The organism is Stieleria maiorica, assembly GCF_008035925.1.
In the GTDB taxonomy this organism is placed as follows: domain Bacteria; phylum Planctomycetota; class Planctomycetia; order Pirellulales; family Pirellulaceae; genus Stieleria; species Stieleria maiorica.
On sequence record NZ_CP036264.1, the window covers coordinates 3,618,472 to 3,643,986 of the forward strand.

Annotated in this window: 10 protein-coding genes and 1 tRNA gene; 6 read left to right on the plus strand and 5 right to left on the minus strand. The window is 57.7% G+C overall.

Annotated elements, in window-relative coordinates; translation table 11 throughout:
- Positions 1 to 392: 392 nt before the first annotated feature.
- Positions 393 to 1,970, minus strand: coding sequence for a TolC family protein (locus Mal15_RS12515; protein WP_147868076.1), 1,578 nt, complete (start codon positions 1,968 to 1,970; stop codon positions 393 to 395).
- A gap of 902 nt (positions 1,971 to 2,872) precedes the next feature.
- On the opposite strand from Mal15_RS12515, the gene Mal15_RS12520 reads away from it, so the two are divergent.
- From Mal15_RS12520 to Mal15_RS12540, 4 genes are all read left to right on the plus strand, one after another.
- Entirely contained in the window at positions 2,873 to 5,026 is a 2,154-nt protein-coding gene (locus tag Mal15_RS12520; RefSeq protein WP_147868077.1) for an efflux RND transporter periplasmic adaptor subunit, read from the plus strand.
- Positions 5,027 to 5,090: 64 nt separating this feature from the next.
- Positions 5,091 to 5,894 carry a four helix bundle protein gene (locus Mal15_RS35010; RefSeq protein WP_199773854.1) on the plus strand — a complete coding sequence of 268 codons (804 nt, stop codon included), beginning with the start codon at positions 5,091 to 5,093 and terminating at the stop codon, positions 5,892 to 5,894.
- Positions 5,887 to 9,417 carry an efflux RND transporter permease subunit gene (locus tag Mal15_RS12535; RefSeq protein WP_147868078.1) on the plus strand — a complete coding sequence of 1,177 codons (3,531 nt, stop codon included), beginning with the start codon at positions 5,887 to 5,889 and terminating at the stop codon, positions 9,415 to 9,417. Before Mal15_RS35010 ends, Mal15_RS12535 begins: the two co-directional genes overlap by 8 nt.
- Positions 9,418 to 9,538: 121 nt before the next feature.
- Positions 9,539 to 10,471, plus strand: a complete 933-nt coding sequence (locus Mal15_RS12540; RefSeq protein WP_233903423.1) for a hypothetical protein — start codon at positions 9,539 to 9,541, stop codon at positions 10,469 to 10,471.
- Positions 10,472 to 10,585: 114 nt separating this feature from the next.
- Here Mal15_RS12540 and Mal15_RS12545 read toward each other — a convergent pair whose 3' ends face one another.
- Both Mal15_RS12545 and Mal15_RS12550 read right to left on the minus strand, forming a co-directional pair.
- On the minus strand, positions 10,586 to 11,299 hold the full coding sequence (locus tag Mal15_RS12545) for a PEP-CTERM sorting domain-containing protein (RefSeq protein WP_147868079.1): 714 nt from the start codon (positions 11,297 to 11,299) through the stop codon (positions 10,586 to 10,588).
- Positions 11,300 to 11,383: 84 nt separating this feature from the next.
- Entirely contained in the window at positions 11,384 to 21,478 is a 10,095-nt protein-coding gene (locus Mal15_RS12550; protein ID WP_147868080.1) for a putative Ig domain-containing protein, read from the minus strand.
- 373 nt (positions 21,479 to 21,851) lie between these two features.
- On the opposite strand from Mal15_RS12550, the gene Mal15_RS12555 reads away from it, so the two are divergent.
- Together Mal15_RS12555 and Mal15_RS12560 are read left to right on the plus strand one after the other, a co-directional pair.
- The gene (locus tag Mal15_RS12555; protein ID WP_147868081.1) at positions 21,852 to 22,532 is read left to right on the plus strand and encodes a hypothetical protein; all 681 of its coding nucleotides are present in this window, start codon (positions 21,852 to 21,854) and stop codon (positions 22,530 to 22,532) included.
- A gap of 91 nt (positions 22,533 to 22,623) precedes the next feature.
- Positions 22,624 to 23,961: a sulfatase family protein gene (locus Mal15_RS12560; protein WP_233903424.1), complete on the plus strand. Its 1,338-nt coding sequence runs from the start codon at positions 22,624 to 22,626 to the stop codon at positions 23,959 to 23,961.
- A 203-nt stretch (positions 23,962 to 24,164) separates the two neighbouring features.
- On the opposite strand, the gene Mal15_RS12565 is transcribed toward Mal15_RS12560, so the two are convergent.
- Both Mal15_RS12565 and Mal15_RS12570 read right to left on the minus strand, forming a co-directional pair.
- A tRNA-Leu gene (locus tag Mal15_RS12565) sits at positions 24,165 to 24,249 on the minus strand.
- 124 nt (positions 24,250 to 24,373) lie between these two features.
- Positions 24,374 to 25,357, minus strand: a complete 984-nt coding sequence (locus tag Mal15_RS12570) for a hypothetical protein (protein ID WP_147868083.1) — start codon at positions 25,355 to 25,357, stop codon at positions 24,374 to 24,376.
- Between the last annotated feature and the right edge of the window lie 158 nt (positions 25,358 to 25,515).

A 25,515-nucleotide genomic window follows, 5' to 3' on the forward strand; every position in this document is an offset into this window, starting at 1 on the left:
TCCCGCGAATCACCGGAGGGCGTTGCGACGCCGCGACCGGGAATCGTCTAAAGGGACCGTCCAGCTTAAGTCGATGCTTTTCTTGGAGTACGATGGCCCTTCCGGGCCGTCGCCCGTGGGGCTCAGCGCGACGACCTGGAAAGGACGTCGTACACCCATCCACCGACCACCTCATACCCAATCGGCCGGCGTATTAGGATTCGTCGCGTTTCGCCTCCGCCCTAAGCTGGACGGTCCCGCGAGTTGCCGGGGGGCGCTGCGACGTAGCGACCGGGAATCGTCTAAAGGCTAAACACCAGCGCCGATGCCCGCGTCATTCGTTCCCAACCCGTTTCCGGTGATGGTTGCGGACCCGCCGTGACTGTGCATTCTCTGGCGAGCGCCAAAGCGATTCAATTCGCTGGGCAACCCACGGTTCGGTCGATTTGTGCGATCGTGCCGGCCAGGGTCGCTTCGATCCGTGCGAGTTGTGTTTCGAACATCAGCAATTCGCGATAGGTCTCGATCAACGAAAAGAAATCTGCTCGCTTGCCTCGATAATCGGAGATCGCCAGTTTGAGCGTGTCTTCGGTGCGGGGGATGATGCGATTCTCGTAGATGGACCGCTGCTGGATCAACGCATCGGCTTGTGCGGCAAGCCGGCGAACTTTGCCGTACAACGAATCGCGTTCCGCCTCCAGCCGCTGCGCCGTGCTGGACCTGCGACTGGCAGCCTCGCGAATCCCCGCGGTGATCTTGCTTCGCCAGATGGGCAAGGTCGTGCCGACGGTGAAGCTGATGTTGTCATGGCCGTTGGCGACCGGGCTGATCACGTCATGGTTATCGTTGACCAACCCCCAGTGCATGCCGACGGTCAAGTCCGGATACTGCTGCAAACAGGCCAGGCTTTCTTTGCTGCGATCCCGGGCGAACTCGGCGGCAAGCCCCTGAAGCGTCGGATTGCATTGCTCGGCCAGCGCAATCAATGCTTCCAGCTGTTCGGGAGAGCTTGCGGTCTCCAACTGATCGCTCGTCTCGGGCAGCATGTCGACCGGTTGTTGTAACAAAGCCGCCAAATCGGCTTGAGCCACCTGCTTTTGTTGCCTCAGGGTGACCAGTTGGTCGTCGATGCGATCGGCTTCTAATTGGGCACGCAGCACATCTTGCTGGGAACCACCGCTTCGGTAACGCGCCTCGGCTACCTCGGTCAAATCTTCGACCAATTCACGAGTTTCCTGAATAATCTCGATCGCGCGTCCGGCGAACCAGATCTCGTAGTACGCTAGCCTCACCGATTCGGTGATCTCACGTTCGATCGCATCGACCTCGGCTTGTGCCATGCGCACTTCATGGCTCGCGATCGATGCCTTCGCATCGAGCTTTTGGGGGAACGGAATCTGCTGGCTGAGACTCATTTGATTCCCGACTCGTCCGGCGGCGGTCTGGAGCGCCTGGTCATGAATCGGCCAAAACGTGTTGCTGAACATCGGATCGGGCAGCGCGCGGGCCTGTGGAATCAAGTTCACCGCTGCGGAGACGCGGTTGCGGGCGGCGAGGATCTTGGGGTGTCTCGACAATGCGATACCGACGAAATAGTCCACCGACTGGGCGCCGCCGTGACTCGCCTGTGTCGCTTGTCCGGCGGCTTCCTCGTCTTCCTGAGCCGAGTCAACACGCAGCAGGTCGACGAATTCCCGGGTTGCGACCACGGCGTCGTTTTCTGCGACCGCAGATGCGAGGTCGACCCGAGAAGAATCGACCGGGTCGTTTTGAGCCTCGCCAGAGGCTTTCGACGGGGAATCAGCCGGCGATGGGGTAGAGGCCGCAGTGTCGCAGACGTCTGCCTCCGGCAACGTGCCCCCAAAGTGTCTCCCCGAGAGCGGACGGATCGATGGATTTGCGGCGCAGCCGAGAAGCGAGAACACGGCCGTCAGCAGCAACAGCGTTTGCGAGCAATGCGTTCCAGAGATGACTGATCGACGCCGTTCCATGGCGAGTTTCCTGGGGTGGAGTACAATTCATGGTGTGCCGGACCAGGGACGTTCGAGCAGGGGCGTCAGGATTCCTCTTGAACACTTTGCCCCGATTTCCCATATAGTTGTTTACAGCACCTGTGTATCCATTCGGACGATTTCCTTGCAAAACTTCCCCCTAACTCGCACCGTCCTCAATCTTTGCCTGGTCGTCCTGGTGGCGATCCAGCCGGTGGCGGGGGCGCAGCAGAGTTGCCATGACACGCGACCTGATTGTGCGGAATCCGGGGGGCCGTCGTGCCAGTGCTGCGTTGTTGACGACGAACGTGAACGATGTGGTTGTTGTCGGGCAGCGTCAGAAACCAGCGATGGATGCTGCGGCCGGGCAAAACACGGGTCGAAACAGGGGGCGGGAGCATTTATCGCTCCCTCCTCGGGTGATCTCGATCCACAGGCCGTCAACGTCGGCGGATGTCGTTGCGGATTGGATCCCGAACCGGCAATTCCCGCGCCGATACGCGTTCCGGCCAATGAGCTTCGTGATTTGGTTCTGGTCGCAACCTTGATCGATCGCGATTTGACGGGGCACCTGATCAGCGCGTCTGGGCGATTCTATTTTGCACATGGTGCCGGTACCGCTGCGCCCCATTTCTCTCAGCGCACTCTCTGCGTTTGGCGGTTGTAGCGCGCCCCGCATAGGAACGCTGCGTCTTGGGCGTTCCTGCTTCTCTGACCAACGTTGATGGTCTCTCTGATGGAGTGAGATGCGGTAATCGAATCGCATCCGCAACGTCCACGCAGGTCCGTCTCCTTCGGTCAGTCGTCCAATTCGGCTTGATCCATTTGACGCCTCGACAGGATCCCCTGCGCGGGGACCGTCTGGTTTGGATTCCCCCCCTTTTCGAAACGGGAATGGATACATGGAAGACGATGAAAACACGCGAGTGCCCGAGGTGTCTGTTGGTGGCGGGAACACTCCGGCAGCAGATACCAGCACGTCAAAAACGGATGCCCCCTCGCCGGGCGATGAACCCGGCGCGGTGTCCAGCGATGTTTGTGACGGGAAGCTGGGTGAACAAGGTCCCCCATCGGGTTCATCCGACGACGCAGCGCCCGCGCGGCACGGCGAGCGTCCATTTGAATGGTTGGTGCGGACGGCCGTTCAAGCCGCTGTCGTGCTCGCCGTCGTCGGACTGGGGCTGTTCATGGTTGGCGTGGCGCAGCGAACGCAGTGGTTGACGGCCGATGGGTTTTCAACGGGTGACCGTGCTCTCGCGGAGGACACGGGCAACGCAGAACCAACGCGTTACATCTGCCCGATGATGTGCACGCCGCCATCGACCGAACCGGGACGCTGCCCGGTGTGTGCGATGGAACTGGTGCCGGCAACCGTCGGTGGCCAGGGAGATGGTGTTTCGATCACGATCGAGCCGGCTGCCAGGCGGTTGGTCGGAATTCAAACCGCCGTCAGCAAGACCGCAAACATGAATCGAACGATTCGCACCATCGGATCGATCGACTTCGTAGAAAGCCGATTGTCAACGATCTCCGCGTACATCGATGGCCGGTTGGAAAAGATGTATGCCAATTATGCCGGCGTCACGGTCAATCAAGGAGAAGATCTGGCACTGGTCTACAGCCCCGATCTGTATTCCGCCCAGGCCGAGTATGTCGCCAGCCTGGAAAGTAAAGCGGCGGGCAGATTCAGTATCGGCGATAACGGAATGCAGGAAATGGCTCGGGAAAAGCTGTCCGAGCTCGGCATGACGGAGGAGCAAATCGCGACGTTACGCGAGTCGGGAAAGCCGATGTCGCGGATTCGAATCAAGTCGCCACAGAGCGGAACGGTCATCGAGAAGTCGGCCGTCGAGGGCGACTATGTCAAGACGGGACAGAAACTCTATCGCATCGCCGACCTCAGCAGTGTCTGGTTGATGTTAGACCTGTTTCCCGACGATGCGTCCCTGGTTCGGTTCGGCCAGCAAGTCGAGGCAGAGATTCAATCGCTTCCGGGCGAAGTCTTTACAGGGCGGGTTGCGTTTATCGATCCCGTCGTCGACCAGCAAACGCGAACGGTTCGCGTCCGTGTCGAGTTCATCAATTTTGACGGCAAGCTGCGGCCCGGCGATTACGCCACGGCACGTCTGTCCGTCCCGGCGATCCCCAGCGATCGAGCGTATGACCCGGCGCTGGCGGATCGGTTTATCAGCCCGATGCATCCGCAAGTGATTCGCGACGGTCCGGGAGATTGTCCGCTGTGTGGAATGCGGCTGGTCCCCACATCCGAGTACGGATACTCGCCCGAGCCGGTTGAAGGTCAGCAGGTCGTCACGGTACCTCGCGACGCCGTTTTACTTGCCGGCGACCAAGGGGTGCTGTACGTCGAAACCGAACCCGGGCGATTCGAAATCCGACGCGTGACCGTGGGACCGATGAACGACACCGATGCGGTGATCGCCGAAGGACTCGCTGCCGGTGAAGTCGTCGCGACCAGCGGCAACTTTCTCATCGATTCACAGATGCAGCTTGCCGGTAACCCGTCGCTGCTGGATCCCAGCAAGGCGACCAGCTATCCGCCCGGACCGCTTTCGCTGCCCGATTCTCAGCCCGTTTTGTTGACGGGCGACTCCGCGGTGCAATTTGATCGAGCCTACAACGCCTACTTCGAAATCCAAGCCGCGATGGCGGCCGACACGGCACCGCCCCGCGTCGCGTTGAACTCGATGGTCGATGCACTCGCACGATTGGAATTGTTGCCCGACGTCCCCGACCAGGCTCAGACGCGATTCGCCAAGGCTCGCAGCGCGGCGGGCCGAATGGATGGTTCGTTGGAAACCGCGCGCGGTGCGTTCCGCACCGTCAGCCACGCCATGTTGCTGGCAGCGACCGTTGCTCGCGGCCCCAAGACCGCCGAGCGGTTGACTCACTATTACTGCCCGATGGTTCCCGGTGGCGGCGGCGATTGGATGCAAACCGGCGGCGAACTGGCCAATCCGTATTGGGGCGCTGAGATGCTGAGGTGCGGGGAAGTAATTGGGGAGTTGGGAGTGAAGGAGTTGGGAGTGAAGGAGTGAAGGAGTGAAGGAGTGAAGGAGAGTGTGTTGGGGCGTCAATCGATGGGGAACCAGGAGATTTGAAATGAGTGAAAGAATCAGAACGCATCGTGATTTGATCGTTTATCAAAAGTCATTCGCGGCAGGGAAACGGATTTTTGAACTTTCGAAATCGTTTCCTCGCGAAGAGATGTATTCGTTGACGGATCAGTTGCGCCGATCGGCTCGAAGTGTCAGCGCAAACGTTGCCGAGGCATGGCGAAAGCGACGTTATGAAAAGCATTTTTGCAGCACTTTGAACGTCGCTGAGGCGGAAGCGGCGGAGACGCAGGTCTGGATCGAATACGCATCGGCCCACGGCTACCTCGACGCGGACACAACCGAACAAGCCATCCAGTTCTACGAAGAGATCTTGCGAATGATCGTCGCGATGATTCATGGATCGTCAAAGTGGTGCGTTGATTTTAAGTCGGGAGTGAAGGAGTCGGGAGTGAAGGAGTCGGGAGTGAAGGAGTCGGGAGTGGAGGAGTCGGGAGTGGAGGAGTCGGGAGTGGAGGAGTCGGGAGTGGAGGAGTCGGGAGTGGAGGAGAGTAGTGCGAGCTACGACTTGGACAGTGATTGTCCCGTAATCGACCAACACCTGCTCCTGTCTCCCACCTCCCCATCTCCCACCTCCCCATCTCCCACCTCCCCATCTCCCACCTCCCCATCTCCCACCTCCCCATCTCCCACCTCCCCATCTCCCACCTCCCCATCTCCCACCTCCCCATCTTCCACCTCCCCATCTCCCACCTCCCCATCTCCCACCTCCCCTTCTCCCAACTCCCCTTCTCCCAACTCCTACACTCCCACCTCCTGCACTCCCAAACCGGAGCGGGGCGATGCTTAACCTCATCATCCGTTTTTGCGTCAAAGAACCCTGGCTGGTCGTCTTGCTGACGATCGGGTTGAGCATTGCCGGCTGGTTCAGCTATCAATCTGTTCCGATCGATGCGATTCCCAACGTCGGAGAGAACCAGGTCATTGTGTTGACTCCGTGGCCCGGACGCTCTCCCAAGGACATCGAAGACCAGGTCACGTATCCACTAAGCGTGTCGCTGCTTGCGGTGCCCGGCGCGGAATCGGTGCGTGGCAAAAGCATGTTCGGCTACAGTTTTGTCCAAGTCACATTCAAGGATGAGATCGACTTTTATTGGGCTCGCAGCCGTGTCTCGGAACAGCTCGGCACGGCCGCATCGCAACTTCCCGACGGTGTGGTTCCCCAACTCGGCCCCGATGCAACCGGGCTCGGCCAGATTTACTATTACGTTTTACAGCCGCCTGAGGAGGGCATGACGCTGGCGGAGCTGCGAAGTCTGCAAGACTTTGTCGTCAAGTACGAGTTGCAGGCGGTCGAGGGTGTCAGCGAAGTGGCATCGATCGGGGGCTACGTTCGCCAATACCAGATCGAGGTCGATCCCGACAAACTGCGTTTTCACAACGTCTTGCTCGATCAACTGGCGACGGCGATCAAGGGTTCGAACGTCGATGTCGGTGCGAAGACGGTCGAATCCACCGGGATGGAGTACATCGTCCGCGGCAAGGGGTTTCTGGGCACCGATGGCGATGAATCCAAAGCCATCGCCGACATCGAAGAAACCGTCGTGTTGCAACGCAGCGGTGTTCCGGTCCGCGTCCGCGACGTTGCCAAAGTCCAATTGGGGCCGGACTTTCGACGTGGGGCACTGGACTACAACGGTGCCGAGGCCGTCGGTGGTGTCGTCGTGATGCGATACGGCGAAAACCCGCGTTCGGTGATCGAACGTGTGAAAGCCAAAATCAGCCAGATCGAACCGGCGCTCGGCGGCGTGACGATTCACGGCGTTTATGATCGCACGGGATTGATCGACGAGACGATAGCGACGTTGACGCACGCGCTGCGTGACGAAATCCTGATCACAGCCGTCATCATCTTGCTGTTCCTGATGCATCTCCGCAGCAGCTTTATCGTCGCCGTCTGTTTGCCGGCCGCCGTCCTGATGTCGTTCATCGCGATGCGCGTCGTCGATGTCGATGCCAACATCATGTCGTTGGCCGGCATTGCGATCGCAATCGGCACGATGGTGGACATGGGCATCATCATCACCGAGAACATCTACCAGCACCTGTCCGATTGGGAGTCCGCACAAGAGCACCGACCGAGTGCATCGGGGCGGACGCTCAAGACACGGACCGAGGTCGTTTACGAGGCGGCCGTCGAAGTCGCACCGGCGGTCGTCACCGCGGTCGCGACCACGATCGTCAGCTTCTTGCCCGTCTTTTTTCTGACCGGTCGCGATTACAAACTTTTTTCGCCGCTGGCGTACACCAAAACGTTCGCCATCGCCGCGGCCATGGTCACCGCGGTGACCATTGTCCCGGCACTCTGCCGTCTGGTCCTAAAAAGTACCTCCTACCGGAAAGCCACCGCGGCGGTGTCCGGGATCACGTTGGCGGGGTTGCTGGCGGTCGCCAGCCATTTCATGTGGGGGAATCGCCTTGCGGATCGATTCGAGTTGCCCGGTTGGATCGTGACCGCGATCGCCGCAGCGTTGGGGTTCGTATTGGGGTGGTTTTTGATGCGAGAACGGATCCGCCCGATCGAGGACATCCCGTCCAGCAGGTTCGTCCGCTGGATCTATGCCGCGCGGTTGCGACATGCGCTCAATCACAAGGTGCTGGCGCTTTCATTCCCCGCCATGCTGTTGGTCATTGGACTGGGGGCATGGATCGGGTTGCCGACCGTGTTGCGACCGGCCGAACGGTTTGCCAATTGGCTGGGCGCCGAGCTGAACGACTTTCCCGGCTACGTCGAAGCGAAACATACCTTCACCGGATTGAAAAGTGACGACTGGATCGCATTGGACGAGGGCAGCTGGTTCTACATGCCAACACTTTACCCCGCGGCCAGTTTTTCTCAGGCGATGCAAGTGTTGCAGACGCAGGACGTGTTGATCGGCAAGATTCCCGAGGTCAAGGATGTGTTGGGAAAAATCGGCCGCACGGAATCGGCGCTCGACCCGGCCCCCGCGGCGATGGTGGAAACCTACGTCATGTTGAAACCGCAAAACGAGTGGCGACCCGGCGTGACCGCTCGCGATGTCTGGGACGAAATCAATCGTGTCGCAACGCTTCCGGGCGTGACGCCCGCCTCGGCGTTGCAGCCGATCGAGGGGCGTGTCGTGATGTTGCAATCCGGGATCAAAGCCCCGATGGCGATTCGCGTGTATGGCGATGAACTGCAATCGCTGGCCGATGCCGCCATGAATGTCGCGGCCGCATTGAAAAAGTCGCCGTTGATCAACGCCGGCACGGTGAACCCCGACATCGTCATGGGAAAGCCGTATGTCGAATTCACCGTTGATCGCGAAGCCGCGTCACGCTACGGCATGAACTCCGCGACGGTTAATCAGGTGATTGAAACGGCGCTGGGGGGAATGAATCTGATCAAAACGGTCGAAGGCCGCGAGCGATACCCGGTGCGTCTGCGCTATCACCGCGATCTTCGGGAACGGATCGATCAACTCAGCCGTCTGCCCGTGGTGACACACAGCGGAGCCGTGGTCCCGTTGGAAGAGCTCGCGACGTTGGAAACGACCTGGGGGCCGGGGGCCATTAACAGCGAGAACGGGCGGCTTGTCGCCCACGTCTCCTTCATGACCAACGGCATCCAAGGAGACCTGGAATCGGTCTCGGCGATCGAAGGGCAACTGCTCCGGGCACAGACCCTTCCCGAATCGGATCCGAATCATCTGTCCCTGCCTGCCGGCTATTCACTTGAGGCGGTCGGCAGTTTCCGGAATCAGATCGAGGCCAATCGCAGGTTGATGTGGATCATCCCATTGGTGGTCTGCATCAATCTGTTGCTGATCTACTTTGAATTTCGCAACCTGCCGATTTCGCTTGCCGTTTTCACCGGGATCCCGGTCGCCTTTGCCGGCGGGATGGTGTTGGTCGCCTGGATGGAAGTCGAGCTCAACACGGCCGTCTGGGTCGGGTTTATCGCGCTGTTCGGTCTGGCCGTCGATGACGGCGTCGTGATGGCAACGTACATCCATCAATTGATGAAAAAGCGAACGATCAAAACGGTCAAAGACATTCGCGACACCGTGTATGAAGCAGGCCTGAAACGCATTCGGCCGTGCTTGATGACCACCGTGACCACGCTCGCCGCGCTGGTCCCCGTCTTGTTGGCAACCGGGCGTGGGGCGGACGTGGCGCGGGCGATGGCGCTGCCCGTTTTCGGAGGCATGCTGGCCGAACCGTTTAGCTCCTTCATCGTCCCCACGCTCTACTCCGCCTATCTAGAGAGCAAAATGCGGTTGGGGCTCAGCGACCCGTTGTGGAACGACGCCGATGAGTCAGCGCCATCGGAAACGCCCATCGCGGCATAAGAAAGTGTTTTCGCAATCCGATGAAGAACGGAACATGAATTCCACCCAACTGTTTAACCGTCACTTTAAACCCGACTGCGAGAGCGGAATCTCGCAGTTCACTCTCAATGGAGCTGATGAAATGAAACGTCCTGTCATCCTGTCCGTCCTGCTGGGCGGCCTTCTCGTCTCAACCTCGCCCGCGCAACAAGCCAACCCACCGCAACAAACTCACACGCAGCAGCAAACCGCCGACCAACGACACGCCGGGCACATGCATGCGGTGTCGCAGCAGGCTTCCCGGTCTGTTGCGGGACAAGTCGCGGCGGGGCCACATGGTGGTTCTTTAAAGCAGGCCGGCACGTTGCAGCTGGAGACCGTCGTTTCACAAGCCGGCATTGAACTGTACGTTTATGATTCGACGGGGCAGCCCTATTCGGTTCAATCGGGTCGCGGTGCAGCGTCGCTTCGAATCGTCGGCGATGCAAAACGATACCGGTACGACTTGCTGCCCGATGGCAAGGGCGGACTGACGGCGTCGGTCAATCTTTCCAAGATCGCCGGACGCCAGGTCGAGATCAACCTTCAATTGGTGGGACTTCCCGGATTAGCGCGGAGCGGAGTTCAACTCAAAGAGGTGGCAACCGTGCCCGCCAGCGAGATGCAGTTGGCGGCGGCGGCGATCGCGCGTCAGAAAATCTGTCCCGTCAGCGGCAAACTGCTCGGCAGCATGGGCGACCCGGTCGCCGTCGACGTCACAGATGATCGCGTCTTCGTCTGCTGTGCCGGTTGCGTCGATGCGGTTAAAGCCAGCCCCGAGAAATACCTGACGGGCACGCCTGGGATTCTGGTCTCGTCGGCGACGAAAGAAGACGCGGCGTTGATCGCCGCGCAAAAGACATGCCCGGTGATGGACGAGCCGCTGGGCAGCATGGGCAATCCGGTCAAGGTCATGGTCGGCGACAAACCGATCTTCCTGTGCTGCAAAGGGTGCGTGAGGAGGGTTCAAGCCGAACCGGAAAAGTATTTGGCGATCCTGGCGTCGCAAGGAATCGATGCACCGGTGCTGAAATAGCTGGGCGGGACCTGGGGGCCAGGACGTGCACCCTGAACTTTGCCCATTGTTTTCACTGCGCGTTCCCTCCCCAAGACGCCGTCGTTGCTGGCATAGGTCGACCGAATCAATTCCTCAAGAAGATTTTTTGCGACGTCTCATCATGCCGACAGAAAACGCCAGTAGAACGAATATCGCAGAAGACGGTTCCGGGACCGCAGAAACACTGACGGACTGGCCGGAGACCTGAGCCGGGCTAAAGGTTTGAATCAGGCTTCCCGTCGGCGGCAATGAAGCGGGCAACAGGGTGGTCGTGGCTGGCGAACCGTTGACGGTGAGCGTGCCGACGCTGCCCGTGTATCCCCCCGACGCAATCAGCACGGGAGCCTGCACGTCCCAGTTCGCCAGCAAGCCGTTGGGTTCGCTAAAAGCGATTTCACCGACGCCTTCCAAAATACTGTTTCGTCCGCTCCCCGTTGAGCTCTCCGTATTGAAAATGTCCTGTGCACCCGAGATCCCAATTCCCGAAGCGCCGTTTGATCGGAATGAAGTGAATCCCTTCTGAAAGAAGGACATGAAGTCAGAGGTTTCGGTGGGGTTAGGCAGCCGCACCGAAGACTCGGTAATGGTCGCCCCTCCACTTCCGACCACGTCCACTTGTATTCCCGCCAGCCCCAACGTTTCCTGGTTGGGGTCGTCGACTTGCAGAAACGCTTCCCAGGTCTGACTGCTGCGATCGACAAGGAGCGACAGCTGTACCGTCACCGCAGCAAAAGCCGAACCACTCAATGTCAACGAGACGAAACAGATCAAGCCAAATATCAAACGTATCATTGGGAAACTTGCCAAATTTGGTTCAATTCAAAGGATGATTCTTAGACCTGCAAGTGGACCGAAGCCCACGAGCGTAATTCGAGTGAGGCGGCAACGCAATCATTCTTGCCCGGCCGAAGGATCGAAAGAGGCTTCCAATTCCAGCTGGACGAATTCCAACAGTGACTCTGCGGCAGACGCTTCCTCAGGGCGCCAATTCGCGGAACTCAACACCTGATCGACGGCTCGCTCTCGAGCAAAAACTGGACCCGCAGAACGCAATGGATTACTCGGTCGGTTCCGGCGAAGGCTTTCGCCGAAGGTGTCAAACCCTGCCGCGTACTCGCCGGCGACCCGGTCCGCTCGCTTTCTCGTGGGGCTATCGAGCACGAAGCCGCTTGGCACCTGTTTGTCTGGACGCGGTTCGGCGGCGGATGTCGTTGGCGCCTCGATCGTGTCCGGTGTCCAGGTTTCCGCTGGAGGGGGAGGGGGCGACGAAGGCAGAACGATCAGAATGCTCTTTCCGCTCCCGACAAATTGATCGGGAGGCCCGCCTTCGCGTAGCGTCAAAATTGATTCTCCCGACTGCTGTTGACCGTCTGCCTTGATGAAGGTGTCGCCGAACAATGTTTGACTGGGATCGTCGTGAGCCATCCGTTTGTAATTAAACTCGATCGTCCCATCTGCCTCATGCAAGGCGACTTGAAAGGTGACTGGTTCGAGAGAGTTATTGAAGACCGACCAGAGGTCCTCCCACTCGATCACAGCCTTTCGCGAACCAACTTCACCGATCATCCCGTAGTTGACGGTCCCTTCATACGGATGTTCCTGGTCGAGCACGTAAGCCGACTCGAGTGGTGAAATGATGGGCTGATTGAAGGCTGCCGCACCCGGGTGCTCGAGAGAAAGGAATCCATCCGCGTTGACATAAATTCGATCGTAGGTCACGCCATAGAATTCGAATTCGAAATTGTGCGGTGCGAAGTCGTACTCGGCGTAACTGTCCACCCCATCACTGAGACGTCGAAACGAACTCAAGCCAGTTTCATAATAGTTGAAGGGGACGGTGTACGCTTCGTAACCGAATCCGTCAGGACCGGCCGCAATCACCAAAGTCAGTGTGATCGAATAGGTCGCCGTATTGCCCGAATTGTCGGTGGCGGAAATCGTGAATTCATTTTGACCGGGATAAATCGGAACGTTGGAGAATTGAAGATTTCCGTCGGTATCAGCGAATCCAAGAATCCCATTCTCTTCGATGATGAAATACTGAAACGACTCGGATTGGCCGATGATTTCCACCATCGGAATCGTGGTTTGATCGTCTCCAAGCGGGAAAGAATCTGTCGCCGCGCTTAAGCCGAGTCCCGTGACAATTGGTGCTTGAGTGTCAAACTCGAATTGGAGATCAAACGCGGCGGGATTCCCCAACGCATCTTCGGCGTAGAGGTGAAGCGTGTGGACGCCATCGGGCAATCCGCTCCCAAGAATCTGATCGATCCGGTTGGCATCCAACAAGAAACTGCCATCGGCCCGCAGGTCACTCAAAATATCGACAAAGTCTATGGGCAAGGTCTCGTTGAACCCCGCTCGCAGAACGTTGATCCCGCTGGCGTCGACGACGATGCCCCGCACGGAGGAATCATTGGTGATTCCGTCGTTGCCCCCTCGGTACCCATTGGAATCATTCGCCAGCATTACGGTCATCATGGGGCCAACTGAATCCGGGTTCACAAGCCGGATCTGTGTGCTCAATCCCGAACCTGCAAACTCGTTGGGCCCGTCACGGAAAACGGGCGTCAACCCTGTCCGAAACGCTTGAACGATCTCGTCGGTATCGAAGACGTAATCGCTATTGATCCCGACATTCGCTTCTGCTCCTCCGCTTGAGGCGCCGTCGCTATCGATATCCAGATAGTTAAAATCGATCGAACCATCGGCCTCGTGAAGCACTGCTTGGAACGTGATCGTTCCGGTTTCACCCATATACGTGACCTCGTTCCACTGGATGATCAGATCGCGATTTCCCGGCGTTCCCTGGACTTCCCAGAGCAAAGCACTTTCTGGCGAGCCGGAAATCGCTAAATCATCCCACAACGGAGCGATGGCGGGGGCTCCGAAAAAGGAGGTCGAACGCAAGTTACCCTGGGACTGACTGAAGTTGTGCGATCCAAATTTGATGATTCCATTGCTATCGATAAAGACGGCGTCGAAAGTGGAACCATACATCGTGAACTGAAATCCGCCGAGATCGGTCGGAGTGAGTTCGTGAACTTCGTCATCGGCGTCGGCAAGAATACTCGTTCCCGTCGCGCTAATGTCGTTGAACATGGGTTGAACAGCGTGTGCTTCGTAACCCCAATCATCGGGACCGAATTGGGTTCGTGGGATACGCGTGACCGTCGTGACTTGCGTACCGACGTTACCAGCGGGATCCGTGAACTCGGTGGTGAAGCCATTCGGTCCGACGGCTAATTCGGCGCGAAAATCGAAATGACCCGAATCATCCAGGTAAAACGTCTCGTCGATTTCCTGGACATAGACCTCCGAATACGGTTCCCATTGGCCCTCCATCCGAACAATCAGTGCCAGGGTCTGCAAATCACCCAAGGGTTCGGTGTCGAAGTCAGCGACGATGTTTAATGCGGGAGCGGAGGCCGTCGTATCGAGATCAAACCGCACGCTAGATGGATCGGAGACGTTGCCAAACACGTCTTCAGCGGTCACATAGAAGAAATGTATCCCGTCCGGAATCGTCGAGCCGAAAATCAGCTCCATCGCTTCGGCATCCAACGCGAAGCTCCCGTCGGGCTGAAGGTAAGGCGTGATGTCCGTGTAGGTTGTCGTGTCGAGCGAGTCGATACCGGCACGCAAGGCAACGACGTCATTAGAATCTAATGTGAAGCCGCTGACCGACGGGTCCATGGTTTGACCATCGAAATCATATTCGCCGGTGTCGTTGGAAAGACTCGCCGCAACCAAGGGAGCAAAAATATCCGGTTCTGACAAAGCGATGCGGACGCTCGATCCTGTCGCAACAAACTCGTTTTCTCCCTCTTGTTGCTGCAGCAAAAAGAGGGCGCCTTCTTCGTACGAGAAGGGAACGCCGATCGAGATGCCGGCAGCCGTGTTGCGTTCTGCAAGCCCAGGGCCGGAGGTCTCCAAGTCCGGGTAGATGAAATCGATGGATCCATCGGCTTCGTGAAGAATCGCTTGAAAGGTGATCGCGCCCCCATCGAAGCCGAGTTGATAATCGCTCCACTGAACGATCAACTCTTGTTCGCCTTCGGTTCCAGTGACTTGATAGAAAAGTCCGCTGCCGGCTACGAAGGTGACCCGAAGCGAATCCCACAATGGCGCAATACTCGGCATGCCCGTAGAAAACAAACTCCCGAACGAATTGGAATTCGGGCTTCCAAACGTAATCAATCCGTTGTCGGAAACATAAAGACTGTCGTAGGTCGTCCCATAGAATTCGAACTCAAACCCGTTCAGCTCGGCCGGCGATAGTGCTGTTGCTGAATCGATCGTGCTGCGATTCAAAAGCGTTCCGGTCTCGCTGATGTCTACGAAGCTTGTCGATGAAGTGAACGCCTCGTAGCCAAAACCATTGGGACCAATGCTGGCTCTCGGGACGCGTTCAATCGCAAAAACCTCCTGGGAGACGTTTCCCGCCAAATCCGTTGACTCAAAGACGATCTCGTTTGTTCCCAGTTGCAACAAAATGTTGTAGAACCTTGCGATGCCGAATGAGTTTGCTTCGTTGGAATCACCATAGGGGTCAGGATGGCTGGGAAGCGAGACGAAAGCATCGGGTTCGGTACGACCGACCAGTTCGACAAACGGAAAGGTCGTTCTGCCGTCACCCAGCGGCTCCGAATCGGATGATTGAGCGAGCGTCAACGAGGAAATGACCGGGCCGACGCGGTCCAACACAAACGAAAAGGCAATCTCCGAGCGATTGGCCAAGCTATCTTCGGCGATAAGCCTTAGCGTGTGTGACCCATCCTCAAGCGAGCCACCGAGTATTTGCTCCAGTCGCGCTAGATCCAGTTGGAACGAACCGTCCGGTTGTAGATCCCCGAGGATGTCGACGAATTCGGCTTCCACCGTTGTGTTCAGTCCCGCTGCGACGGTGACGATCGGATTGAAGTCATAGATTCCGCCCTCGATCGTTGCGTCATTGGTGATCGAATCGAACGCGTCCTCGCCGCTGTCGTTCGCTAATCCCACCACAACCAAGGGGGGAATCGTGTCGGGCTGCACCACCGATATCAACGTGCTGCTTCCCTCGGCAACGAGCTCATTGGGCAGGGATCCATAGGCCAAACGCAATGTCGGCGGCAAGCCGGACCCCGGCGGTTTGATGCCGACGGTTGAATCATGGAGCTGGTCAAACGATACACCGGGAGTCAAGGTCCGGTAATTGAACTGGATCGAATGATCCTGCTCGCGAAGAACCGCTTGAAAGGTTGCCCGACCATAGTTGTAGCCGATCTTAACATCCTCCCACTGGACGATCAATTCGCGACTACCGGTTGTACCGACGAGCTCCCAAAAAACAGCGCTGGATACTCCACCTGCGACCGTGATGTCGTTCCACAGTGGCGCGATCGCCGACTGGTTGGGATCTTGGAATAGCTGCTGGCCGGACCAGGTGCCTGAGTAGAATTCTGTGTACGCTTCCTCGAATGTGATCAATCCGTTGGAGTTGATGAACAGATTATCGACCGGGACGCCATAGAATTCGAACTGGAATCCAGCCAAGTCAACCGAGGTCAGCTCGACGGAATCCAGATGCGCACCGGCCAATACCGAAGTTCCCGTTGACGAGATGTCAATAAACTCGGGAGTGGTTGCACAGGCCTGGTAACCGAATCCGTCGGGACCAACACAGCCGTTGTCGGTGATTCGTGTAATGCTTATCGCGATCTCCGCCGTGTTTCCTGCGACGTCCTCCAAAAAAGATTGAAAGTCACGCTGCCCCAACTCCAACCGAAAATCTTCGTAGCGGATGATCCCGAATTCGTCGGCGATGGCGATGGGAAGGGAGGTGTCCAGGTAGACAGATGCGAAGGGTTCGGTATGCGCGATCAGCGTGACGCTCTCAAAATTCGTTTCCAGATCGCCCAGCGGCGCCGAATCATAGGACGGATCGATTTCCAGCATCAACGTCGGCGGCGTCTGATCGATCGTAAAGGTGTATTCGAAAAGCGTCGTGTTGCCGCGTGAATCAACTGCTCGGAAGTGGATCGTGTGCGTGCCTTCTTCGATCGCCGCTCCGTTCAGGTTCCCTAAAATCGTCTCGTCGAGATAGAACTCGGATTCCAGATCCAACCGGTCAAGCAAGTCGACATAAGATTGGATCGGTGGATTCCCAAATGCGGCACCGAATTCCACTATCGGACTGACATCAATCACCCCCCCCGAGATGCCCGCATCGGTCGCCGTATTCGGATCTCGATAGGATTCCGTCAGATAAGCGGAAATGAGGGGTGGTTGTGTTTCCGGTGTGACCTCGATCGAAACCGTTTCAAAATCATCCAGCGGCGATGCCGCATCATCGGTCACTCGAACGGTGATTTGATACGACCCCACTTGATCAAACGCGGGCGTCCAGTGAATCTCTCCGGTTGCCGGGTCAATCATGACCCCATCGGGCGCGCCGGCATCAAGCGAATAAACCAGATTGTTTTCTGGAACATCCACATCGGTTGCCGTTGCAAGAAACGAGAGCGTTTGTCCGGCTTCGATCGATTGTGTCCCGATCGCTGCCAACTCGGGAGCGACATTCAGTTCCCTGACTTGAACCAACAGTTGATCACTGTCGCTGCGTGGCTGTGTGCCGTTATCAGTGACGACGACCGTGATGTAATAATCCCCTGCCCCCTGCGCTTCGGTGGGCGTCCAAGTGAAGGTTCCCGTCTTGGGGTCGATGAACGCACCATCGGGCGCTCCGTCCAGGCTGAAATGGAGGGCGGTTCCGGCATTCGGATCCGACGCGGTTGCGGTAAAGGTGACCAATTCCCCTTCGTCGGTCTCAACGTTCTCGATCGGATCCAGGGTGGGAGGCAAATTGAATTCCGTCAATGTCACATTGAAGGTCAACGTGTCGCCAAGGTTCGGCGTCAATCCGTCGGTGACTCGAACAGTAAACGGAACGTCACCGGGAGGAACATCGAATCCGGGTTCCCAGCGAATGCTTCCGGTCTCGGGATCGATCGTCGCGCCCTCGGGGGCTTGGTCCAAACTGAATGTGAAGGTATCAAACGGCTCGTTCCCGTCACTGACCGTCATGCGATACAAGAACGGGTCGCCTTGCTCAACCGACATGGGAGTCACGGGATCGATCACCGGAGCGACATTCACAGGCTGGGTAACAATCAAGAATGACGCTTCGGTCCATCGAACCGGTTGACCGTCATCGGTGACTCGAAGCGTGACCGGGTATTCGCCAAAACCCTGGCCGGTCGGTGCTGTGAATTGAAACTCGCCCGTTTGTTCGTTCAGCGTGGCGCCGATCGGCGCATCGGTCAGCGAAAAGGTCAGCGTGTCCGACGGATTTCCGTCGCCGGCATTGAAGGTCAGGTTGAGTGTCTGGCCGTCCAGCATCCATTGATCATCGATCGATTCAATCACCGGTGCCAAGTTGACCACTGCCAAATCCGCTTGATCGGTGCCAAATTGGTTGGACAGCGTGACGAAATCCAGGAAGTCGGTGACGCCGTCACCGTTAAAGTCACCTTCGAGGGCGCCGTCGGTGTCCTGTCCAAAATGGTTGCTGACGATGACATAGTCTTCAAAGTTCGTGATCCGGTCTCCGTTAGCATCACCGGGGACGATCGGCAGCGGCGTTGGCTCGGGGGGCGCCAAGGCGTTGGACGACCGGTCATGGATCTCCCCGTTCCACTCCAACGAGTAATGCCCTGCCGGCAGAGGATTGGCGAGCGTCCAGGTCGCGGTGAAGGTCGTGGGGGCGAAATGAAATGCCGACACCGCCACCGTGCTGCCGGTCGCGTCGACAAGCCGGGCATCATCCGAGACGACATCGACGGCTTCTGAAAAGACGACTTCGATTTGATCGAGGTTTCCATATGCCCCGAAAGGACCCGTCACCGGCAAGGACGGATCAGCGGATTCCCAAGCGGAACTTCGCAGGTTCAGGGCGGTCATTTCAGGCGGGGTCACGTCGACCGGAACGGCGGGGTCGTAGACCAACGCAACTTCGTAAACTGTTTTCCCAGGGGCATTTGAGTGGATCCGCAGGGTGGCATCAGCAGCCTGGGTTTCGTCGATCAATCGAAGGTCCAAAGCAACCGCTTGGCCCGCCTCGACGATGAACGGTCCGTCGGCAGGCGACAGAATTTCCACCCCTTCGCCGACGAGTTCCAACTGTTTGACCGTCAGAGCGACATCGCTAGTGTTGGTCAGCAGCAGCGTGCCGACTGCCGATTGGCCGGTCTCAGGCCCGAAGGTCAACGTCGAATCGTCCAGGCTGCCAAGCGGCGCCGTGAGATCATAATTCGATTCGGGGATCGTGATGTCGACCGCGTACACCTGGTATTCGACGACTTCGCCACCGGCGTCACCGTCAGCGAAATAGCGGAATTCCACATGATAGAACTCATCGGCATCGACCGACGCCGGATCGATGGGGTAGGAGACGTTTTGGATCGGCGCCGCATAGCCCAATGGATTCGCATCGGGTGCGTACGTCTGATGGGCCGGATCGAATGAGCCGAGCGTCAGTTCATTCGATTGCCCGACCAAAACCACATCCAATCGGTGCGCCCCCTCGGTGAGATCGGCGCGATCGGCAAACGACTGGATCTCCACCGCGACGTTGCTGACGGTTGACGGAATGATTTGCAGATGCCGCAGCGAGCCTTGAAGCGTCGGTACGTGCGCGGTGGGAGCGATCGGGGGCGGGACCGCGGAGATCGGAGTTGATTGCTGCAGGTTCGAAGGCGGCGTGAGAAATTGTGGAACTCCCGATGGTTTGGTCCCGGGCGCGATGCCTTTTCCATCCTTGATCATCGTGGTGACGTTGCTCTTCAGATCCGCATCGCCGAGCAATTTGATGACCTCAATTCCATTCGACTTGAACGTCTTATCAAAAACTTCGAACAAACCAAAAAAAGCATCACCTCGCGCATTGATCGACCAATCGACACCCAAGGTCGCCCCCGACTTCTGCTTGTTGATCGTGGGTGTGGGTTTCAACAGGTTGCCGGATGCCTCAAATCTGACTTTGGCTGCCAAAGCGGCTTTTAGATGGCCGGTCACCTCGACATCCAAAAGCCCTTTATCCGGAACCGGGATCCCTGTGAGCCCTTTGTTCTTCAGGGACAATAGACTGAGGCCGGCTCCAATGGTGACCTGCCCGAAGGCTCCGGCCATAAACTCAACATAGGTGCCCGAACTCTTCCACTCAAAATCTCCGGCTTGGTTTTTCCCCATTTCTAAGCCGACATTCGCAGTCAACGGACTCGAATTCCCGCTCAGATTTAAATTCGCATCGATGCCTAGATAACCAAAGGCGTCGGTCAGGTAGGACGGCAGTTTGAATTTTTGATTGAACGAGGGAAAGATTCTGTCGGCGATCTTGATCGGATCGCGATTGGATATCTTGAACGTTTCGACGTCCAGTGTTTCGTCATTCAAGGTCGAAGCAACGACCAGTTGATTGTCGAGCGTATAGGTTTTGCGGTCACCGAGTAGCGTGGTGGATACGGAGGCGCTTTTGAGTTCTGCCTCCGGCTTTTCAGAATCTCCCAACTTGCGAGACGCCGTAACAAAGAGAGAAATGTCGAGACTGGCACCAGTTTCGATTCCCTTGACTAATCCTGCAATCAATCCGTCCTCACCGGGCGGGACTGTCGGTGTCACATCCAATTTCCATTTGGAAGTGTTCACCGCGATGTCATACCACCCCTCACTGTACACGGCGGTATCAACCGTGAAGAGCGAGATCCACTTGGGATACGAGACCACCAACACGTCGATAGGACGGGAGAATGGCTTGGGATTTCCTGTGACGACGGTTCCCATCAAGGCCATTTCCCAGTCCTTGCCATCCTTGACGGTGTCCGTCAGCAAATCAATGGGGAACGTACCGGTGAACGTGCCGTCGCCCTGAGCGGTCAAGCCGGTCGACGTCGTCGTGCCGGCGCCTTTGGATTTTCGACGCAGGGACAAGTCTTGTAACTTGTATTGGTCAAAGAAGTCGATCTCGGTCGGGATCGTCGCTTTGACGGGCCATTCGCCTTCATTGATTTCCTTACCGATCAATCGCAATTCGTCCGCCGCAACTCCGTCGAACTCCAACGTGTAACTCAGATCGTCGACAAATTTCACGCTCGCGGTGTACTCGTCAAAGACACTGCCGGAATCGCTGTGGACCAATTGGATCGTTAGGCTGGGATGCTCCGGACGCAATCGCCCCATGTCCTGGCTGAAGGTGTAAACGCCGCCACTACCACTGGCTTTTTGAACCGGATCCTGTTTCAATCCGCCGAACCAGTATTCAAGGCGAAAGCCGTCTGGTAGGTCATTCCCCAAATCAACCGTGAAGGTGTTCTGCAAACTGACCCAGGGCAGGTACTCACCAAACGTTGTGTTTCCGGAATCGTTGTCGTATTGAGCGGTGACACTGCTGTCGTCAATTTCAAATTTTGAAACCCCTTCGACCTTCAGTTGATACTTGCCGGTGTTCAGCCCCGGTCCGCTATCGATCGTGCCGTCGAAGTCGAAGTCGGGATAGTCGGTGACCCCGACCGTCCAGAACCCCGATTCAGTCGCGGTGTAATTGGACACGGCAGTCCAAGGAATGGCCTGGGTCCCGCCGCCGTCGTCATCCTGCTGGACCATCGAACCGGATGGATCGTAGATCGCGACCATCGGGTCAAACTGTTTGTCCTCCGTTGGGGGAGCGCCATTGAAGACCGCCGCGGCGGTCACCTTAAGATTGTCGCCGGTCTTGGCGTAGAAAGTGTAAAAGTCGAGATCGACCTGATCGAGACGTCCGTTGACGGTGTATGAGGTGTCATTGAACAGCAACTGCGCCGATGAAACCGTGTCATTGTTTCCTGCGTCGGTGAACGCGGCCAGCAACGTCCGCTCTTCTAATGGTTCCAATCGAAGCCGGCGTTTCTCCAAGTGACGTTTCAGTCGAATTCGTCGGATCGAAGCGGTGCGGCTGCGGCGGGTTTTCATCGTGAACGCAATCCTGTTTCTGAGCGAGCGTCTGGGAATTGCCAGGCAAACGAAAGGCCGGAGCTCGCCTTGCGATTCAAAGCGGAATCAGGTGGGGAGGTCGACCAGCAAACGTTGAATTGTCCGACGCTGCTCTCCGCCAATCGGGAAAAGTGAGCACCGGCGGCATCCACGGAGTGCCACAAGGACACGGTCGCGAGGCCAACGCACAGGTGAGTCAACATCGGCTGATCTCAATTTTCCGAGGTGTGCGCTAACCCAACGGCATCAATGGAGCATTTCACACATATGGACAGATGGCCATTATGCTCCGAAGGAAGGGGGCAAGCAACCCCGGAGAGAGCGGGTCGAGCGGGGGGCAGGCACGGGACTGATGCTTGCGCCGACTTCCGTATTCGCTCGGCATGAAGGCAGGCGACGCGATCTCTCCAATAGGAGAGCGGGCCGATCAAATTTTCCAAAGAAATACCGGCAATTCTGGCGTGCTCATGGAGCATACCCTCATTGGACGAATCCGATCGCGAACAACATGGCCGATTCCTGCGGCACTTCATGGAGCACGAAGAGTCGCTGCGTCGGCGTTGAAACAGACACCTTTCCGTCCCAGATCACACATCGTTTGAAGGCAGTTGTCGGACCGGAGGGAAAGCCGGGCTTCACGCCGATTCGGGTCAGCCCGATAAACTACGCACCCGGTGACCCGGAATTTCGGGCACCCGAAGGAGCGTCGCTGCAGTTCGAAATCAAAACGGACTCCGACGAGACCTTTGACGTCAAGCTACACAAGAATTACTGGGTCGATGACTTCAGCACCTATTCCGCCAAAGTTTCCATCAAGGGGGACAATGGCTGGCAAACGGTAACGCTATCGGGTGCGGAATTCAGGAATTCTAAAACCGACGAACCGCTAGGAAAGTCAATCAACGAAATTGGTGTGCTGGAAATTACCATGCCCCGACGGCAAGGTTGGAGTGATCCGCAGGTGATGTTTCGAAATTCTCGCTGGGTCGGAGGCAAGTATGTTCCGCACGTGCATGCGTACCGTCAGAAATAGGCGAACCAGACTACCGGTGCGACGCATCGTGTTTCCTTCGCAGATGTCCTTTTCAATGGTCCGATCGATGATGTTTCGTTTTCAATTCACCTTGCTTCTTCTTTTGTGGCCGGCCGGTTTGTGGGCGGCGGCGCCATCCAGACCGAATATCGTCGTGTTCCTGGCCGACGACATGGGCTGGGGGGACTCGGCGACGTATGGCCACGAGCTTATCCAAACACCTAATCTGGACAAATTGGCGTCCCAAGGAGTGAAGTTCACTCAGTGCTATTCGGCTTGCGGTGTCTGTTCGCCGTCTCGGTCGGCGATCTTGACCGGTCGAACGCCGTATCGAAACGGTGTCTATCGACATTTGTCAGGCAGTCATGAAGCTCACCTGCGAAGCAGCGAGATCACGTATCCCAAGCTGTTGAAATCGATCGGTTACGAAACCTGCCACGTCGGAAAATGGCATCTCAATTCCAAGCCGCAGTTCAACACGTCCGAATATCCGCAACCTGGCGATCATGGGTACGACTATTGGATGGCAACGCACAACAACGCGGAACCGAGCCACAAAAACCCGAACAACTTTGTCCGCAATGGAGAACCCGTCGGTGAGCTTACCGGGTTCTCAGCACCACTGGTTGCCGCTGAAGCAGCACACTGGTTGAGTGCGATTCGCGACGATTCGAAGCCGTTCGCTCTGTCGATCTGGATCCATGAACCCCACTCACCGATTGCGACGGACCTGCAGTTCTCCGGTCTTTATGACGGGCACGCGAATAGTGAGTACATGGGCAACATCACACAGCTGGATCATGCGTTAGGATTGGTGATGGATGCGTTGGACCGCGAAGGGGTCAGCGACGACACGTTGTTGATCTTTACTTCGGACAACGGCCCGGTCGCAAATTTTGGGGGAACGACCGGTGGATTGCGAGGCGGCAAACGCAGTGACCATGAAGGCGGCATCCGAGTGCCGGGTGTTGTGCGCTGGCCGGGACAGATCAAGCCCGGAACGGTCAGCGATGTTCCCGTGATCGGCACGGACATCTTCGCCACGGTGTTGGACATCACCGACATTCCCATGCCCCAGGATCGAACGATCGACGGCATCAGCATGCTGCCCGCCTTCGACGGCAAGCCCCTGACGCGAAAGACTCCCCTTTTCTGGCGCACTCACGTATCGCCGCCGGCCGATCGCGTCGCACTCCGCATCGGTGACTGGAAACTGGTGGGTGACGATACGTTGACGAAGTTTCAGCTGTACCAGATCCGTCAAGACTGGAAGGAAGAACACGATCTCGCCTCCGCGATGCCCGAAAAGACGGAAGCAATGAAGAAGCGGCTTTTTGAGGTGTGGAGCGACATCGAATCCGAAGGCCCCGCCCACTGGTGGAAGAACGAACGCCAAAAGCCAGTCCGCGGCGGCACCGTCAACTATTAGATTTTGCCCCCATTGTTTTGCCATTCCTTCCAGAATGGAGCAGCGATCGTTCAATGGGACCAATACGACTTATAGGTCCCCTATGTCCTATTAGTCCTATCGATCGCGGCCCCCGATGTCGTCCCCCAAACCCGAGATTTAGGACAACGCGCATGAAAAAGGGACTCACGTCGAAAAGCGTGAGTCCCTTAAAAAAAACCGAGTGCGGATGAGAGGATTTGAACCTCCACCCCCTTATCGAGGACTAGAACCTGAATCTAGCGCGTCTGCCAGTTCCGCCACATCCGCTTGGTTCACTGTGAAGAGTGATCTCGGTCGGCCGAGGTTCACTCGTTCAGCGGCGGGTAGATTATCGAGTGAGCTGGGAATGTGCAAGCCGGGAGTGGGCGTTGCTGCCAGTTTTCCGGTCTGACTAGGGGAACAGGTAACGGATCCAGTTGCGGATGCCTTGGCCGGGGACGTAGGCGACCGGTTGCCCCCACAGCCCCTGGCCGACTTGGACCATGTAGTTCTGTTGTCCCAACGTGATCAGCGAGCGTGCCGGGGCGGCCGAGCTGGGCAGCGCCAGGGGCTGGCTGGTCGTCGGCGGAAGCACCGAAACCGGCGGGATGGTTGCTGTCGAGGGAATCTCCGCCGGCAGCGTGCCTGGCGACTGGATGATCGGCGCTTGGGTGATCGGAACCTGCGTGACGGGGCCACAGCCGGGCGAGGAATACGTCACCGGCATGAGTTGTCCGCAGCCGCCGTCAAAAGCGCTGGCCGCCATATAGGTGCTCGGTGGCGTGATCAGCCGGCAGTTGTCCATCCTGGCAAAGGCGTTGGTTTCTAACGAGGGCTGGGGGATCTGGTCCAGGTCTGATGGCGAGGGGGCGTACGGATTGCCTGGCGCGGGCAAGGCACGCGGCGGCGCGGTGGCTGCATCGGGAAAGGGCGTCGAATTCGGAATCGCCGCGCCCTGTCCGGGTTGAACATTTTGACTGGGTTGCCCGACCGGTTCTGGTTGGGGAAGACCCGCGTTGGGCGCCGTGCCCGGCAGCGACATCCCCGAATCGGCCAGCGGAGGCGCATCGAACCCCGATTGCATCCAGACGGTTTGGCGGACCGAAGACGGGCCGGTGGAGACCTGACGAATCGGAGACGAGCCGGAGGGCAACTGACCCTCGCGTTGCCAGTACGCGGTCTCATTGCGAACCACCGCCGAACGCGATTGCTGGGCGCGCATCGCAACGTTCGTCGCCGGCACCGAACTTTGGTTTTGAAATCGGTCCACGGCGCTCGCCGACCCGATCGGCCGCAGCCGTGTCACGGCCGAACCGGACTGGGCATCGCTGATGCCTTGATCGACGAAAACAAAACAGAGTGTTGCGAATACGGTGGTGACGAGGCGGCGTGTCATGAGACCATCGATGATGAGGGGTGTCGGAACCCGGGAGACTGATTGCGTGTTAGTTTCTTTGCAGACTGCAGTGCAAGATCGGTGCCGGATCGAAGGTCGGCGGCATTTGCCGTGAAACACGACGCCCGGATGGAGCTTGCGGGCGCCGATCGAGCGGG

Bases quoted from the DNA above. Each gene is read 5' to 3' on its own strand.
- Mal15_RS12515 (WP_147868076.1), bottom strand. From the start codon at position 1,970: ATGGAACGGCGTCGATCAGTCATCTCTGGAACGCATTGCTCGCAAACG.
- Mal15_RS12520 (WP_147868077.1), top strand. From the start codon at position 2,873: ATGGAAGACGATGAAAACACGCGAGTGCCCGAGGTGTCTGTTGGTGGC.
- Mal15_RS35010 (WP_199773854.1), top strand. From the start codon at position 5,091: ATGAGTGAAAGAATCAGAACGCATCGTGATTTGATCGTTTATCAAAAG.
- Mal15_RS12535 (WP_147868078.1), top strand. From the start codon at position 5,887: ATGCTTAACCTCATCATCCGTTTTTGCGTCAAAGAACCCTGGCTGGTC.
- Mal15_RS12540 (WP_233903423.1), top strand. From the start codon at position 9,539: ATGAAACGTCCTGTCATCCTGTCCGTCCTGCTGGGCGGCCTTCTCGTC.
- Mal15_RS12550 (WP_147868080.1), bottom strand. From the start codon at position 21,478: ATGAAAACCCGCCGCAGCCGCACCGCTTCGATCCGACGAATTCGACTG.
- Mal15_RS12555 (WP_147868081.1), top strand. From the start codon at position 21,852: ATGCTTGCGCCGACTTCCGTATTCGCTCGGCATGAAGGCAGGCGACGC.
- Mal15_RS12570 (WP_147868083.1), bottom strand. From the start codon at position 25,357: ATGACACGCCGCCTCGTCACCACCGTATTCGCAACACTCTGTTTTGTT.